Here is a 15,083-nt window from a genome sequence, read left to right as displayed (position 1 = left end):
AGCCATGAGAAATTAGACAGTCCGGCATTCCGCTCTTACGCTTTTTTGTTAACCCCATGGTTGCATAAGAGGAAAAGTCATGGCGCGGACACTAACCCAACTGGCGATGGCCGTTGTGGCAGCCAGCCTGTTTATCTCACCGGTGATCAGTAAGGAAGCAGGCAAAACCACCAACAAACAGACGGCAGATCAGGTAGCTCCGGAAACGACAACCGGGCGAAGTACCCAAACCCTGGTCCGCGGCAAAGAGTGGATGGTGGCTGCCGCCAACCCGTATGCCAGTGAAGCCGGTGCTGCCATTCTGCGTCAGGGTGGCAATGCTATTGATGCCATGGTAACAACCCAGCTGGTTCTCGGGCTGACAGAGCCGCAATCCTCCGGCATCGGCGGCGGTGCCTTCCTCGTCTACTGGGATGCCGAAAAAGATCGTCTCACTACCTTTGACGGCCGGGAAACAGCTCCGTTTGCCGCCACACCGCGCCTGTTCCAGACCCCAGAAGGCCAACCACTGGCCTTTTTCGATGCCGTCGTCGGCGGCCGCTCAGTCGGTACCCCCGGCACTGTGATGCTGATGTGGCGCACTCACCAGCGCTACGGCAAATTACCGTGGCGCGATCTGTTTTCACCGGCCATCAAACTGGCCAAAGACGGCTTTCTTGTCAGCCCGCGGCTTGCAACACTTATCGCCAATGATCAGGAACGCCTGAAACGCTGGAAAGACACCGAAGCCTATTTCTTCAATCAGGACGGCAGTCCGCTTCGGGCCGGGCAAACCCTCACTAACCCGGCTTATGCCGATACCCTGACCCAAATCGCCGAACGCGGAGCCAGTGCTTTCTACCATGGTGACATTGCCAAAGATATTGTCCGCACGGTACGCAAGGCGGAAGACAACCCCGGCGTTCTCAGTGCCATGGATCTGGCGACCTACCAAATCAAAGAACGTAAGCCGGTCTGTGCCCCCTACCGCCAGTTCGAAATCTGCGGAATGGGGCCGCCAAGCTCAGGTGCTCTGACCCTTGGCCAGATAATGGGTATGCTCAGCCACTTCCCACTGGATAAAATGGGCCGCAATGATATCAACAGCTGGCGCCTGATCGGTGATGCTTCCCGTCTGGCTTTTGCTGACCGCGGCCGCTATATGGCCGACAGCGATTATGTCCCGATGCCAACAGCAGGCCTGCTGGCCGATGACTACCTGGCACAGCGCGCAACTCTGCTGAAAGGCGATAACGCCCTGACAAAGGTTGAGCCGGGGCAGCCAGTCTGGTCCCATGCGATGAATTACACCACCGATGAGGCACTGGAACTGCCCTCCACCAGCCACTTCTCAATCGTCGATCGCGACCGCAATGTGGTCTCTGTGACCACCACCATAGAGAACGGCTTCGGCTCCCGACTGATGGTCCGCGGCTTCCTGCTCAACAATGAACTGACCGACTTCTCGTTCCGCACCCACATTGACGGCCGCCCCATCGCCAACCGCCTCGAGCCGGGCAAGCGTCCGCGTTCCTCGATGGCCCCAACCATAGTGATGCGCAAAGGCACCCCGTATCTCGCTATCGGTTCACCGGGCGGCAGCCAGATCATCGGCTATGTCGCCAAAACCCTGGTCGGCCACCTCGACTGGAACCTCGACCTGCAGCAAGCCATCAACCTGCCGAATATGAATAACCGCTTCGGTGCGTTCGAGCTGGAACAGGGCACAGCCGCCGAGCAGTGGGCGCCGAAGCTTGAGCAAATCGGCTTCGAGATCAAAGTCAAAGACCTGAACTCCGGAGTCCAGGCAATTAAAATTGACGGCAAACAGCTCACCGGAGCCGCCGACCCGCGCAGGGAAGGCAAAGTGATCGCCCAATAAGCGCTTTAAGGATCACAAACGACGAGCACAAAAAAGCCCGCCGGTATCAACCTGCGGGCTTTTTCAATATGAATGAATAATTACATCGGCTGCAGTTTCGCGTACTGGGTTACCAGCCACTTGATACCTTCACCGTTGAAGGCCACCTGTACCCTGCTCTGGGCACCGCTGCCTTCAAAGTTAATGATGGTACCTTCACCAAACTTCGGATGCATCACCCGCTGACCAAGATTGAAGCCGGTCTGGTTGAAGTTATCATTCACTTTAGCCTGGCTGAAACGACCCGCACTGGCCGGACGCGAAACCTGTGCCTTCATCCGGACTTCCTCGACAAACTCCGACGGGATCTCACGGATAAAGCGGGATGGCTTATGGAAGTTATCCTTGCCATACAGACGGCGCATCTCAGCATAAGTGATATATAGCTTCTGCATCGCACGAGTCATACCCACGTAGCAAAGGCGACGCTCTTCTTCCAGGCGGCCCACTTCCTCGGTAGTGCGTGAACTCGGGAACATGCCCTCCTCAACACCGACCATGAAGACTACCGGGAACTCCAGACCTTTAGCGCTGTGCATTGTCATCAGCTGCACCGCATCTTCAAACTCGTCGGCCTGACCTTCACCGGCTTCCAGCGCCGCATGAGAAAGGAAAGCCGCCAGCGGACTCATATCTTCGGCTTCTTCCGGCACCTCAAACTGACGGGTCGCCGTGACCAATTCCTCAAGGTTTTCAATACGGGCCTGAGCTTTTTCTCCTTTCTCCTGCTCGTACATTGCACGCAGCCCGGAGTTGCGGATCACCTCGTCAGTCTGCTGGAACAGCGGCTGCTCACGGGTATCATCTTCCAGTGCATTTATCAGCTCAATGAAACGGCGCAGCGAGTTAGCAGCACGGCCTGCCAGCACCTGCTCTTCCAGCAGGGAGACACTTGCCTGCCACAAAGTCGCGCCGCGATCACGGGCTGCCATGCGGATAGTTTCCAGCGTGCGATCACCCAAACCACGGGCAGGGGTATTCACCACGCGTTCAAAAGAAGCATCGTCATTACGGTTGGACATCAGGCGCAGATAAGCCAAAGCATCTTTAATTTCCTGACGCTCGAAGAAGCGCATGCCGCCATAAATGCGGTAAGGCAGACCGGTCTGAATCAATGCTTCTTCCAGCACCCGCGACTGGGCGTTGCTACGATACAGAAGTGCAGTCTCATTGAGCGCACCACCCTTGTCCTGCCATTCCTTAATCTTGCCGACCGCAAAGCGGGCTTCATCCAGCTCATTGAAAGCGGAATAAACAGAGATCGCTTCACCTTCGTCACCATCGGTCCAGAGATTTTTACCCATTCGCTCATTATTGTGGGCGATCAGTTCGTTGGCCGCTTTCAGGATATTGCCGGTCGAGCGGTAGTTCTGCTCCAGGAAAATGGATGAGGCGTTAGAAAAGTCACGCAGGAAACGCTGGATATTTTCTACCTGGGCACCACGCCAGCCGTAAATCGACTGATCATCATCACCGACAATCATGACATTACAATCCGGTCCCGCCATCAGGCGCAACCAGGCAAACTGGATGTTGTTGGTATCCTGGAACTCGTCAACCAGGATGTGCTTAAAGCGCGCCTGATAATGCTCGCGGATATGTTTGCTGCGCTGCAGCAGTTCAAATGCCCGCAGCAACAACTCAGCAAAGTCGACCAGGCCGGCACGGTCGCAAGCTTCCTGGTAAGCGGCATAGACCCGCAACCAGGTCTGCTCGACCGGATCGTTGAACGTTTCAATATGAGCCGGGCGCAAACCCTCATCTTTCTTACCGTTGATATACCAGGCGGCCTGGCGTGCAGGCCACTGTTTCTCGTCCAGGTTCTGGGCTTTGATCAGGCGGCGCAGCAGGCGCATCTGATCTTCAGAATCCAGGATATTGAAATCTTCCGGCAAACTGGCATCAAGGTAATGAGCACGCAGCATACGGTGACACAGGCCGTGGAAAGTACCGTTCCACATCCCGGCACAGGAGCCCTGCATCAGCTCATTGATACGACCGCGCATTTCAGCCGCCGCTTTATTGGTGAAGGTCACCGACATGATGGAATACGGTGACGCCTGCTCAATCTGCATCAGCCAGGCGATACGATGAACCAGCACCCGGGTTTTACCACTACCCGCTCCCGCCAGAACCAGGTGATTACCTAACGGCGCAGCCACCGCCTCTCGTTGCTTGTCATTCAGGCCATCTAACAGAAGTGAAGGATCCATCGTTATCTACTGGTTATTTATACAATGCTGATGATTATACCAGCTAAAATTGAGAATGCTTCGAGAACTTCACCGGATGCCTGCGGAATCGGTCACCGCCGCCATACTGCTGTCTTGCTGTTTATAAATTCATCAGATTCAAACTCTTGCCCTGATTTATTTGATCTATGCTTGGAAAGGCGGAATGTTAACGATCGCGAGAAAAAGTTAAAAAAGAGTGAAATAAAACCTCCCCTCGCCCTTTCTTATGTTCCGAGAGCACCGACAGGTGCCACTGATAATCACAAACACACTGAGAGTCATAAAAGGAAGCGTTGCGAACAGCGCAACCGTCAGCAAATCAAAGAGGAATAATTATGAAGAAGACAACCAATATCGCTCTGGCTACCGCAGTAACCGGCCTGCTTGCTCTGGCAGGTACCGCAGCGACAACATCGACGGCCGTGGCAGCAGAAGCGAAAGAGAAGTGCTATGGCGTAGCAAAAGCCGGTAAGAATGACTGTGCAACCAAGACCAGCTCATGTGCCGGTACTTCGAAAACCGACGGTCAGAAGGATGCCTTCATCATGGTCCCTAAAGGCCTGTGTGACCGCCTGGCTGGCAGCTCAAAAACGTCATCCTAACCGCCCTTAATCCTCCATCATTTGCTCAACTGAAGGAATCATTATGAAGAAGACCAATATCGCTCTTGCCACTGCGGTAACAGGCCTGATCGCCCTGGCCGGCACTGTCGCCACTACATCGACGGCCGTTGCCGGTGAAGCGAAAGAGAAATGCTACGGCGTGGTAAAAGCCGGTAAGAATGACTGTGCGACCAAGACCAGCTCATGTGCAGGTACCTCAAAAACAGACGGCCAGAAAGACGCTTTTATCATGGTTCCGAAAGGCCTGTGTGACCGCTTGGCCGGCAGCTCTTCCGAGGCGAAATAAGTGAACGGCCCGGTAGAAAAAGGGATGGTCGGGGTGGGGCTGCGCTCCCCCCACATATCCCAATTCGTGGAACAAAAGCCGGATATCGGCTGGCTGGAAGTGCACAGCGAGAACTATTTCAATCCCGCGTCCACAGCACGCCAGCAGTTGCGTCACCTTGCCGGACACTACCCGATCAGCTGCCACGGTATCGGCCTGTCACTGGGTTCCGCCGATCCCCTCAGCCGGGAACACCTGGTACAGCTGAAGCAACTGGTCGATGACATTGAGCCATTTGCGGTTTCCGATCATCTGAGCTGGAGTTCGGTCGACGGCCAGTTTTTCAATGATTTGCTACCGCTACCCTATACCGAAGACGCCCTGGCACACTTCTGTCACAAAGTTGACCAGGTGCAGGACTTTCTCGGCCGCCAGATGCTGATTGAAAACCCGTCAAGCTACCTGAGCTTTGCCCACTCGGAGATCCCGGAATGGGAATTCCTCCGCGAAGTTCAGCAACGCACCGGCTGTGGCCTGCTGCTCGACCTTAACAATATTTATGTCAGTGCCTTTAACCACGGCTTTGACTGTAACAATTACATCGCGGCACTGGATCCGTCGACGGTGAAAGAAATCCACCTCGCCGGCTTTACGGTAAAACAGTTCGACGACGGCGAAATCTGGATAGATACCCACAGCAAGCCGGTCAGCGAACCAGTGTGGCAGCTCTACCGCCAGTGGCTACAGCTCCACGGTAATACCCCGACCCTGATCGAATGGGACCTGGATATACCGGAGCTGCCTGTTCTGCTTGCCGAAGCCGACAAAGCCACCACTATCATGATGCAGGAGGCAAAAGATGGGCAAATCTCAATCCCGTGATCTTGCGCTGCGCCGGCTCCAGCAGGACTTTGCTGCCGCCCTGCATTACCAACCAAGTCCGGTAACAGATGAAATCACCGACGGCCAATTTCAAGCCGAACAGCTGATCCAGATATATCGTAATAACTTCATCATCAGCCTGTCAGAGATCCTGGAAGTGGTTTATCCGAGCGTGAAGGCAGTGGTCGGTGAGGAATGTTTCAGCCAACTGGCCCGCCAGCATGTACTGACCTGCCCGCTGCAACAAGGGGATGTCAGCCACTATGGCGAAGGCTTGTGTGACACCATCGAAAGCCAGCCGGAACTTAGTGCGGCGGTTCCTTACTTAGCCGATCTGGCCCGTCTGGAATGGAGCCTGGATCTGGCTTCCCGTGCACCGGCCATCGAACCGTCTTTTCCGTTTCACAAGCTGACACAGATCACCGAAGCCAATCTGCCAACACTCAAGCTGGTTGTGCCGGAGCCGACATATGTACTCGATTCACGCTATCCGGTCGCCAGCCTCTGGCAGATGATCACCGATGACCAGATCGAGCCGATTGACCTCAACCAGCCAGAATCGGTAATTATCCAGCATCGACCGGTGCACATGGAGGTGCGGGCGACAACCCCGGACGCGACAGCACTGATCCGGCTCAGCCAGCAACAACAGACTCTGAGTGAGGCCTCCGAGGCCATGCTCACCATACTCGGCGAGCTGATCCAGCAACAGTTTTTTTCCGATATTCATGGTTTGCCAAAGGGAGAATGAGCATGCTGAATTTCATCAAGCAAGTTGACGATCTTACCCGGCGGATCACCGACCCGCTGATCCCCTTTCTATTATTATTCACCCGTCTATGGGTTGCCTGGGTGTTCTTCAAATCCGGTATGGTGAAATACTCCAGCTGGGACAGCACCCTGTACCTGTTTGAGTATGAATACCAGGTTCCGCTGATCCCGTGGCAAATCGCCGCCTATGCCGGTACCGCTGCCGAGCTGATCCTGCCAGCCTTCCTCGCCCTTGGCCTGTTCACCCGGCCAATGACACTGGCTCTGTTTGCTTTCAATATCATTGCCGTGATCTCTTACCCGCTGTTATGGGAAAAAGGCTTCTTCGACCACCAGTTGTGGGGAATGATGATGCTGGTGAATATTTTCTGGGGCGCGGGTTTGTTCTCCGCCGACAAACTGCTCAACAATGAACCCAAGCAAAGCCTACTGGAATAAACTCAATCCCGCCAATTCATAACATGAAGGGATCAAAAAAGGCGATCGATGATCGCCTTTTTCATTCTATGCGCGAGGCTGATTCAGACCAACTCCAGCAACTGTGACAGACTGTGAATTTCCACATCAGGCAGCCATTTGGCCTTCGGTTCCCGGTGCAGCTCTCTTTGCTGATCGTTATACCAGCAAGCCTGAAAACCGTTCTGTTTGGCACCGCCAACATCGGTCACCAGATGATCGCCGACATGAAGAATGCTGCTTGCAGGCAAATCCAACGCCTTCGCCGCCAGCTCAAACATATCTGGCTCCGGCTTTGCCAGACCGTCACGCCCTGCTACCAGTACCCGGTCAAAATAATGTCCCAGGCCGATTTTACCGGCATCAACATTGCCGTTAGTAATCGCGACCAAGGGGAGTTTTTGCTTCAACGCAGACAGCACCCGGTGGGTTTCTTCCGGCACATCAACCTGATTACGAACAACCAGCACCCGGGCAACACCGTCATCAGCAGCCTGCTCGGCCTTCGGCCGGGTGTAGCCAAGCTGCATCAATCCGACCCGCAACACTTCATAGCGCCAGCGGGTAACGTCATGGCGCAGCATAGGGTCCTCGGCCGCCAATTCCATCTTCAGGCGCTTCCAGTCATCCCGCTCCACCTTATGGCTGCACGGATGATGTTCCGCCAGCCAGTCATGCATGGCCTGCTCGGCACGGTGGATCACCGGCCGGTTGTCATACAAGGTGTCGTCTAAATCAAAAGTCAGTGCCTTTAACGGCTGAAGATTGCGATAAAACTGCATGGCAGCCCTCTGTTATCTCTGTTTCGCGCTTAGGCGTTATCCCTGGCGCTTGCCCCGCTTAGCTCTCGGGTGAGCCTCATCATATACCTGTGCCAAATGCTGGAAATCAAGGTGGGTATAGATTTGGGTTGTCGACAGATTAGCATGACCAAGCAATTCCTGCACAGCCCGCAGATCGCCGCTCGACTCCAGCATATGGGTCGCAAAGCTGTGGCGCAGTTTGTGGGGGTTGATGTGGCTCGATACAGCCTGCTTCTGCCCCCATTCGGCCATCCGCTTCTGAACATTCCGGTTGGAAATCCGCGTGCCCTGTTTGGAGACAAACAGCGCCGGCTCACCGCTTCCGGCCAAACTGCCACGCACACGCAACCAATGACCAACCCACTCCCGGGCCAGACCGGCAAACGGTACGATACGCTCTTTGTCACCCTTACCGATCACCCGCAAGTCACCCTTATTCAGACTGACATTCTTAACGTTCAGGTTCACCAGCTCCGACAGACGCAACCCGGCGCCGTACATCAATTCCATCATCGCCCGGTCGCGAATAGATAGGGGATCATCTTCATCAACACTGAGCAGTTGATCCATCTCATCGACATCGAGGTTCTTTGGCAACGGCCTTGCCTTACGCGGTGCCGATACGCCCTTAGCCGGATTGGCCTTCAGGAAACCTTTATTCACCAGATAATCGAAAAAGCTGCGCAACGCTGACAGACGCATCGACAAACTGCTGGCCTTAAGGCCATCACGCATCCCTTTGCTTGCAAGCTGGCGCACCCAACCGGCATCGACTGCATGCCAGTCAGTCACGCCCAGCTCCACCAGCTGCTCAGCCATGGTCGTCAGCTGGCGCTTATAGTTCTGCTGGGTGTGCAGACTCAGCTCACGCTCACTGCGCAAGTATTCGTAGAAACGGAGCAGGGGCTTTTCCAGCCCGGAGGGCAACTGGCTCAATCAAACACCTCACGGGTATACTCCCAGTGATGGATCAGACGGGTCAGGATCAGAGCCAGCTGTTCAACAAACAAAGTGTCCATTGATGGCTGGAAGTGGCCGCCATCATTGCTGGCAAAGCTAAGCACCCCAATCGTGCGCTCCAGCCCCAGCGGCAAGACGACAAAAGAGCCTAAATGCGGCGGTTCATGGAACAGCAGCTCGCTCTCTTGCTTGCGCAAACGTCCGAGATACACCGGACGGCTAGATAGGTGAGCAACTCGGAAACTTTCAAAAGCCCTGCGCTCGAGGTAAAGCTCATCATCCAAGCTGTCAAACAGGCGAAGGGTGTAATCAAGGCCCAGCTGATTGCTGAGCTCGTCCAGGATCGACAATGCCTGGTAAATATTGTGGGTCTGGAACAACTTCTGCTGGGCTCGGGCAAAAATCTCAAACAGCTCGCTGTTTTTCCTTGCCGACCCAATCAGGGAGCCGATTTCACCTTCCAGCTCACGCACCCGGTGGCGCAGCCTGTCAAGCTGGATTTCAACCAGCGATACAGCTCCGCGTTCGCTGTGAGAAACCTGCAGCTCATCCAGCAACTCTGGCTGGCGGTTAAAAAAATCAGGATTGCTGCGCAGAAACTCTGCCACATCCTGATCGGTCAACGGGGTGTCTGCCATTACCGGCAGCTCATCCAGTTGGGATACATCTGTCATAATACTATCTGTCCATCAAAGACATGTGCTACCGGGCCGGTCATATAAAGCGGCTTGCCTTCTCCGGCCCAGCGAATATGGAGTTCGCCTCCCGGCAGGCTGACTTTCACTTTGTCATCCAGCAGCCCCTGGCGACGGCCAACAGCGACAGCCGCACAGGCACCGCTACCGCAAGCCTGGGTTTCACCTGCGCCGCGCTCATAGACCCGCAGCCGGATTTCGTTACGGTTCACAACCTGCATAAAGCCGGCATTTACCCGCTCGGGAAAACGTTCGTGGGATTCTAGCAACGGCCCCAGCGTTTCCACATCAGCAGTGTCCACATCATCGACAACGGTCACACAATGAGGATTGCCCATGCTAACGGCACCGCAGAACAAAGTCTTGTCACCGGCACGCAAGATATAGGTTTTTTCGCTCTGCTTAGCTTTGAACGGGATTTTTCCCGGTTCAAATACAGGGACGCCCATATTGACCGTCACCTGATTGTCGTTTTCCAGCTTCAGCACCATCTTGCCGGCTTTGGTACTGACCGAAATATGGTATTTATTGGTCAGCCCCTTCATCCAGACAAAACGGGCAAAGCAACGGGCACCGTTGCCGCACTGCTCCACTTCACTGCCGTCGGCATTGAAAATCCGGTAATGAAAATCGGTTTCCGGATCATAAGGTGGCTCCACCACCAATAACTGGTCAAAGCCGATCCCGCGATGGCGGTCGGCCAGTCGTCTGATGGCGTCCGGCGAAAAGAATACATTCTGCGTAACGCTGTCCACCACCATGAAGTCATTGCCCAAGCCATGCATTTTCGAGAAATTTATCTGCATGTTGTCCCTTATTTTTATTCTGGCAATACGTGCTCAGACTGCCACAGCTGCTCAAGCAATTCACGCTCACGCACCACGTGGGCATTTTGGCCGTCGACCATGATCTCCGCAGCCCGCACCCGGGTATTATAATTAGATGCCATCACGAAACCATAAGCACCGGCCGAACGTACCGCCAGCAGATCGCCCAGCTCCACGCACAAACCACGATCTTTACCGATAAAATCCCCGGTTTCACAGATAGGACCGACCACATCATAGGTCACGACTTCACCTTCACGCGGCACAACCGGCACGATTTCCTGCCAGGCCTGATACAGCGTCGGGCGGATCAGATCATTCATCGCAGCATCGACAATGGCAAAGTTCTTATGTTCGGTCAGCTTGAGGTACTCGACCCGAGTCAGCATCACCCCGGCATTGGCGGCAATCGCCCGGCCCGGTTCAAACACCAGCTCCAGCTCTTTATGATCTTTCAGGCGAGCCAGCAGCTCTGTCGCATACTCTGACGGCTGCGGCGGCTGTTCATCACTGTATGTCACACCCAGGCCACCACCGACATCAAGGTGATCAATTTCAATACCTTCGGCTTTCAGGGTATCAATCAATGCCAGCAGACGGTCGATGGCATCCACAAACGGGCCGATTTCAGTCAGCTGCGAGCCGATGTGACAGTCAATCCCGGTCACTTCCAGGTTAGGCAGGCTTTTTGCCAGACGATAGACATCCGGTGCCCGATCAAAGGCAATACCGAACTTGTTATCACGCAGGCCGGTGGAAATGTAAGGGTGAGTTTTGGCATCGACATCCGGGTTGATCCGCAATGAAATCGGCGCCACTTTGCCCAGCTCGCCCGCCACCTCGTTAAGACGCTCAAGCTCAGGTTCAGATTCAACATTGAAGCACTTGATACCCAGCTCCAGTGCCCGTTTCATTTCCGCTGCCGTTTTGCCGACACCGGAGAACACGACTTTGGCCGGATCGCCACCGGCGGCGACTACCCGCTCCAGCTCACCCTGCGACACAATATCAAAGCCGGAACCCAGTCGGGCCAGCACATTTAGCACCGCGATGTTGGAGTTCGCCTTAACCGCGTAGCACACCAAGTGCGGATGATCGCCCACCGCCCGGTCAAACGCATGCCAGTGACGCTCCAGAGTTGCCCGCGAGTAAACGTACAGCGGCGTGCCATGACGCTCGGCAAGCTCAGTCAGTGCAATATCTTCGGCCCATAACTGGCCGTCTTGCTGGTAATTAAAATAATCCAATGTTGTCTCTTCCCTGTCCGTTCGCCGTCGTTACTGCTGCTGCTGCTGTTGCTGTTGCTGCTGATCAGAATCTTGAGGCATGTAAAGCGGCCCGCTCTGACCGCAGCCAGTGAGTGCCAGAACACCCAAAACTAAAATTGCTAATAAACCTTTACGCATTTTTTAAAGCCAGTGATTATCATTTCATTGCCCTCTATAATCGCACCAAGAAAACGAAAAGCAATAGGACGCAATGCGATGAATGATACTGAATTTCATAAGTTGGCCGATGAGGTCCTGATGAGCATCGAAGAAGGCATCGACGAATCCGGCGCTGACATCGAATATGAGACCACCGGAAACGTACTGACGCTGGAATTCGAAAACCGTAGCCAGATCGTTATTAACCGCCAGGAACCCCTACATGAAATCTGGGTGGCTTCCAAATCAGGCGGCTACCACTTCAAATACCAAGACGGCGAATGGCACTGTACCCGCAGTGGTGCCGAACTGGTTTCCCTACTGAAGCAAGAATGTTCCCTGCACGCTGAAGAGCCGGTCAACTGGTAACATCGGCTCCTCTTCAAGCATGGTAAAGAACAAACGCAAAAGCCATGATCAAAAAAAGCTAGCCTCAGGCTAGCTTTTTTCTTTTCATTATCTGTCAGCGCATCGACATCATATTGACCGTCGTGCCTGAAGAGGCCGGACGGCGCGCAACCTGCTGCCCGCTCTTGAACGGAATCACCTGCAACTCGCCATTTTCGGTATGCACGATGTCATAGAACTGCGGCAGGTTGAAGTTAATAAAGTTGGCGCTGTAGCTAAACCTGTCATGAGCCGAAGTATAGAAACGGTTAACTCCGTGAACCATTTCATCCTTATCACCGCTGCACTGACGATAAACTTCAATCCGGTTCGCCTCATCCAGGATGTAGATATTGAACCCGGCATCACAGTCTTCAAAGAAGAACTGGATCAGACCTTCACTGGCATAAGAGTCGACAATTTCCGGCGGATGCGGCTCATCAGTCTTCCCCATCACCAGGTTCGCCGAACCGTTCAGCTTGTTAGTCGAAATACAGCTATAGAAATCTACCGAATTCTCCAGCTTCTGTACCGACACACCACGACGTTCAAAGAACAGGCCGTGGGTCTGCTCTCCGATGCGGATTGCTTTAAAGCGACGGCGTTTTTCCTGCTCAACCGGCTTCAGGCGCATCTCGATACATTCAGCCACCAGCTGGTAAACCAGGTTCCGGATCAGGCCGCGCATGTGCTTGCTGTAACAGAACACATCCACTGACTCCGGCGGGATCGCATCCTGGTGCATCTTGCCGAGAATGGTCTTTAGCGCATCGAGCATCGCGCTCTCACCACTGAAATTCAGAGTACGCACTTCATTCCAGGAATTCCGGTAAACCAGATCCACACTGCCGACTAGGCACTTCTGATCCGGGCCGTAGCTGAAAATATCGGTGTTTTTGAAATCGAAACGCACCGAGCGGTTCTTCAGTTCTGTCGTCGGGTCATTTTCCAGATTGATAAACAGGCCAAGCTGGCGGATTTCACACGGACTCGACAGTGCCTGCAAGCTCGGCTGCGGACGACGGATCGGGAAAGTGTTGCGAATATCGCTGACCAGCTGATAAAGCTTATCAATGTCCATCGCCGCATCACGTACCACGGTATGCAGGCAGGTTGATTCGGTCAGCAGACCGTTAAAATACGCCCACGCCACCAGCTTACTCAGGTAACGGTTATGGTCGAGTGACGGACGGCCGATAATGGCGTACGGATCCAGCGAATGCTTATACAGATACCAACCCGCAGGGTTAGTGCGACCAGCAGGCACCTCAATCAGCGTCAGATCCGGTTCATGCAAATCCGGTGAAATCTGCGGGTTAAGCAGCGTTACCTTACCCGGCAGTACCTCAAAGGCCGCGTACAGCTTACGCGCCAGAATACTGATATCTTCCGGGCTGATAGCCGAGGTAATGTTATTACGACGGGCAAAGCGGATCAGGTTACGGTAGCTGAGCATCAGAGCATCAAGCAGCTCATTATGCGCTTCTTTAACTTCCTCGACCTTCCAGTCACGGCGACCGTCCAGCTCCTGAAGTACCTCCTGAGGCCACTGCCAGTCAGAAGTCAGTTTCTCCAGCACCTTGCGGCGCCATGGTACAGAACCAGAAGCCGGTTCACGGGTCAGCTTTTCGTGAGTCTTAAGGTAGAAACAACGGCGCACCAAATCCAGGCGACGGTGATCGTCGATACGCTCCAGGTAACGGGTAACCTTTTCCAGCATCAGGAAATAGGCATCCATACAATACTCAGTGCGATCTTCGGCAAAGAATCGACGCTTGGCGTCCACACTCAGCAATTGGGTGTGCGGGTATTCCCAGGAATAAGCTTCAAGCAAAATCGCTTTCAGCACCGATTTATAAGGGGAGTCGATACTCTTATACAACTGCCACAGACTGGAGCCAAAATACTCTTCGGCCGGGATCCGGCTAAGGCCACCGAAATCAATCCACTCACCACGGCGGATATACCCGTTCCTGGTCAGGAAAGCGATATATTCATCGTAGCACTCTTCCATCTCCGGCGGCGCCATAAACCACAAAAGCGGCAGGCCGGCCAGTTTCACCGCCGAACGGTAAAATTCATCAAGCAGCAGCAAGTGCTGGCTCGAGCCACAGTTCTCGCCGGTCATCTGCTCTGAAAAATTCTCGCGGAAGCGGTTTTCGTCGATCAGGAAAAAGTTGGCTTCAACCCCCTGGGACATAGCCCAGTCGGATACCAGAGAGCATTTACTCTCAAGCGCATTACGCGCTTCAGGCGTCATATCGGTGCGGATGCAGACCCAGATATCGAGATCGCTGGTCAGACTCTGACCAAGCGATGAAGTACTGCCCATAGCATACAGGCCCAGAATAGGAGACTCATCATCGCTCAGTTGAGGCGCATTAATGACCGACTGGGTTGTCAGCGCACAATCATCAATAAACTGCTGCTGTTGTTCAGAGGCAGTGAAAGCCGCAATACCAACCGGAACCACCTGATCCAGGTAGCCGGGTACGGACGGATGATTGTAGTGAAGCAAAACAGTCAGCAGGTTAAAGACCTGTTCGGACTGCGCATTCATCGCTGCACGGGCACGCTCCAGGCGAAGCTGGTTGAGCTGGTCCAGGCGATTTTTAAGCGTCTCGATATAATTCTGCAAGTTACTCTTCCAAGAGCTGCCTGATTGATTATTAAGCAGCCCCAAAAGTGTCATGGTTAGTGTAGACAGAGTCATACACGTGAGCAAAAACGTGATCAATGTAACAGTTTCTGCATCGAGCGTAAAGTTAATGACGTTTTATGACAAATTATTAATGAAACAACAAACCATCAAGCCGTTCATTTATCGAACAATATCTCAGTATTGAATCCAAA

At 53.9% G+C, this 15,083-nt stretch carries 16 protein-coding genes; 8 read left to right on the top strand and 8 right to left on the bottom strand.

Annotated features, from left to right (window positions below):
* Positions 1 to 79: 79 nt before the first annotated feature.
* On the top strand, positions 80 to 1,861 hold the full coding sequence (ggt, locus tag AACQ93_RS00510) for a gamma-glutamyltransferase (RefSeq protein ID WP_064601547.1): 1,782 nt from the start codon (positions 80 to 82) through the stop codon (positions 1,859 to 1,861).
* Positions 1,862 to 1,941: 80 nt separating this feature from the next.
* On the opposite strand, the gene uvrD is transcribed toward ggt, so the two are convergent.
* A complete protein-coding gene (uvrD, locus tag AACQ93_RS00505) occupies positions 1,942 to 4,113 on the bottom strand; it encodes a DNA helicase II (protein WP_007471044.1) in 2,172 nt (723 codons plus the stop codon).
* A 24-nt stretch (positions 4,114 to 4,137) separates the two neighbouring features.
* Between uvrD and AACQ93_RS00500 the strand changes: the two genes are divergently transcribed.
* From AACQ93_RS00500 to AACQ93_RS00475, 6 genes are read left to right on the top strand one after another with little or no spacing between them, the layout of a single operon-like run.
* Positions 4,138 to 4,467 (top strand): hypothetical protein, encoded by a 330-nt coding sequence (locus AACQ93_RS00500; RefSeq protein WP_064601546.1) that lies wholly within the window; start codon positions 4,138 to 4,140, stop codon positions 4,465 to 4,467.
* A gap of 2 nt (positions 4,468 to 4,469) precedes the next feature.
* Positions 4,470 to 4,736, top strand: a complete 267-nt coding sequence (locus AACQ93_RS00495) for a BufA1 family periplasmic bufferin-type metallophore (RefSeq protein WP_007471042.1) — start codon at positions 4,470 to 4,472, stop codon at positions 4,734 to 4,736.
* Positions 4,737 to 4,779: 43 nt separating this feature from the next.
* On the top strand, positions 4,780 to 5,043 hold the full coding sequence (locus AACQ93_RS00490; protein WP_007471039.1) for a BufA1 family periplasmic bufferin-type metallophore: 264 nt from the start codon (positions 4,780 to 4,782) through the stop codon (positions 5,041 to 5,043).
* A gap of 24 nt (positions 5,044 to 5,067) precedes the next feature.
* Entirely contained in the window at positions 5,068 to 5,904 is an 837-nt protein-coding gene (gene bufB / locus AACQ93_RS00485) for an MNIO family bufferin maturase (protein WP_064606426.1), read from the top strand.
* Positions 5,882 to 6,655, top strand: a complete 774-nt coding sequence (locus AACQ93_RS00480) for an HvfC/BufC N-terminal domain-containing protein (protein ID WP_064601545.1) — start codon at positions 5,882 to 5,884, stop codon at positions 6,653 to 6,655. Before bufB ends, AACQ93_RS00480 begins: the two co-directional genes overlap by 23 nt.
* 2 nt (positions 6,656 to 6,657) lie before the next feature.
* Entirely contained in the window at positions 6,658 to 7,113 is a 456-nt protein-coding gene (locus AACQ93_RS00475) for a DoxX family protein (RefSeq protein ID WP_064601544.1), read from the top strand.
* 83 nt (positions 7,114 to 7,196) lie between these two features.
* Here AACQ93_RS00475 and yigB read toward each other — a convergent pair whose 3' ends face one another.
* Genes yigB through lptM form a run of 6 tightly spaced genes read right to left on the bottom strand, consistent with a single transcriptional unit; the run spans position 7,197 to position 11,822 of the window.
* Entirely contained in the window at positions 7,197 to 7,913 is a 717-nt protein-coding gene (gene yigB, locus AACQ93_RS00470) for a 5-amino-6-(5-phospho-D-ribitylamino)uracil phosphatase YigB (protein WP_064601543.1), read from the bottom strand.
* Between the two features lie 36 nt (positions 7,914 to 7,949).
* Complete coding sequence (gene xerC, locus AACQ93_RS00465; RefSeq protein ID WP_064601542.1) at positions 7,950 to 8,870, bottom strand: tyrosine recombinase XerC; 921 nt, start codon at positions 8,868 to 8,870, stop codon at positions 7,950 to 7,952.
* Positions 8,867 to 9,568: a DUF484 family protein gene (locus tag AACQ93_RS00460; protein ID WP_064601541.1), complete on the bottom strand. Its 702-nt coding sequence runs from the start codon at positions 9,566 to 9,568 to the stop codon at positions 8,867 to 8,869. The genes xerC and AACQ93_RS00460 overlap by 4 nt, the downstream gene beginning before the upstream one ends.
* The gene (dapF, locus tag AACQ93_RS00455; RefSeq protein ID WP_064601540.1) at positions 9,565 to 10,395 is read right to left on the bottom strand and encodes a diaminopimelate epimerase; all 831 of its coding nucleotides are present in this window, start codon (positions 10,393 to 10,395) and stop codon (positions 9,565 to 9,567) included. Before dapF ends, AACQ93_RS00460 begins: the two co-directional genes overlap by 4 nt.
* 14 nt (positions 10,396 to 10,409) lie before the next feature.
* Complete coding sequence (gene lysA, locus AACQ93_RS00450; RefSeq protein WP_064601539.1) at positions 10,410 to 11,663, bottom strand: diaminopimelate decarboxylase; 1,254 nt, start codon at positions 11,661 to 11,663, stop codon at positions 10,410 to 10,412.
* Positions 11,664 to 11,693: 30 nt separating this feature from the next.
* On the bottom strand, positions 11,694 to 11,822 hold the full coding sequence (gene lptM, locus AACQ93_RS00445; RefSeq protein ID WP_084418879.1) for an LPS translocon maturation chaperone LptM: 129 nt from the start codon (positions 11,820 to 11,822) through the stop codon (positions 11,694 to 11,696).
* Positions 11,823 to 11,900: 78 nt separating this feature from the next.
* On the opposite strand from lptM, the gene cyaY reads away from it, so the two are divergent.
* On the top strand, positions 11,901 to 12,212 hold the full coding sequence (gene cyaY, locus AACQ93_RS00440; RefSeq protein ID WP_007471017.1) for an iron donor protein CyaY: 312 nt from the start codon (positions 11,901 to 11,903) through the stop codon (positions 12,210 to 12,212).
* 94 nt (positions 12,213 to 12,306) lie between these two features.
* Here the strand turns inward: cyaY and AACQ93_RS00435 are convergent, their stop codons facing one another.
* Complete coding sequence (locus tag AACQ93_RS00435) at positions 12,307 to 14,922, bottom strand: class I adenylate cyclase (protein WP_064606424.1); 2,616 nt, start codon at positions 14,920 to 14,922, stop codon at positions 12,307 to 12,309.
* Between the last annotated feature and the right edge of the window lie 161 nt (positions 14,923 to 15,083).

Origin of the sequence: Photobacterium sp. J15, from assembly GCF_963870815.1 — a bacterium.
Classification (GTDB): domain Bacteria; phylum Pseudomonadota; class Gammaproteobacteria; order Enterobacterales; family Vibrionaceae; genus Photobacterium; species Photobacterium marinum.
Note: the sequence above shows the minus strand (reverse complement) of the source record. Positions and strands in the feature narration are given on the sequence as shown.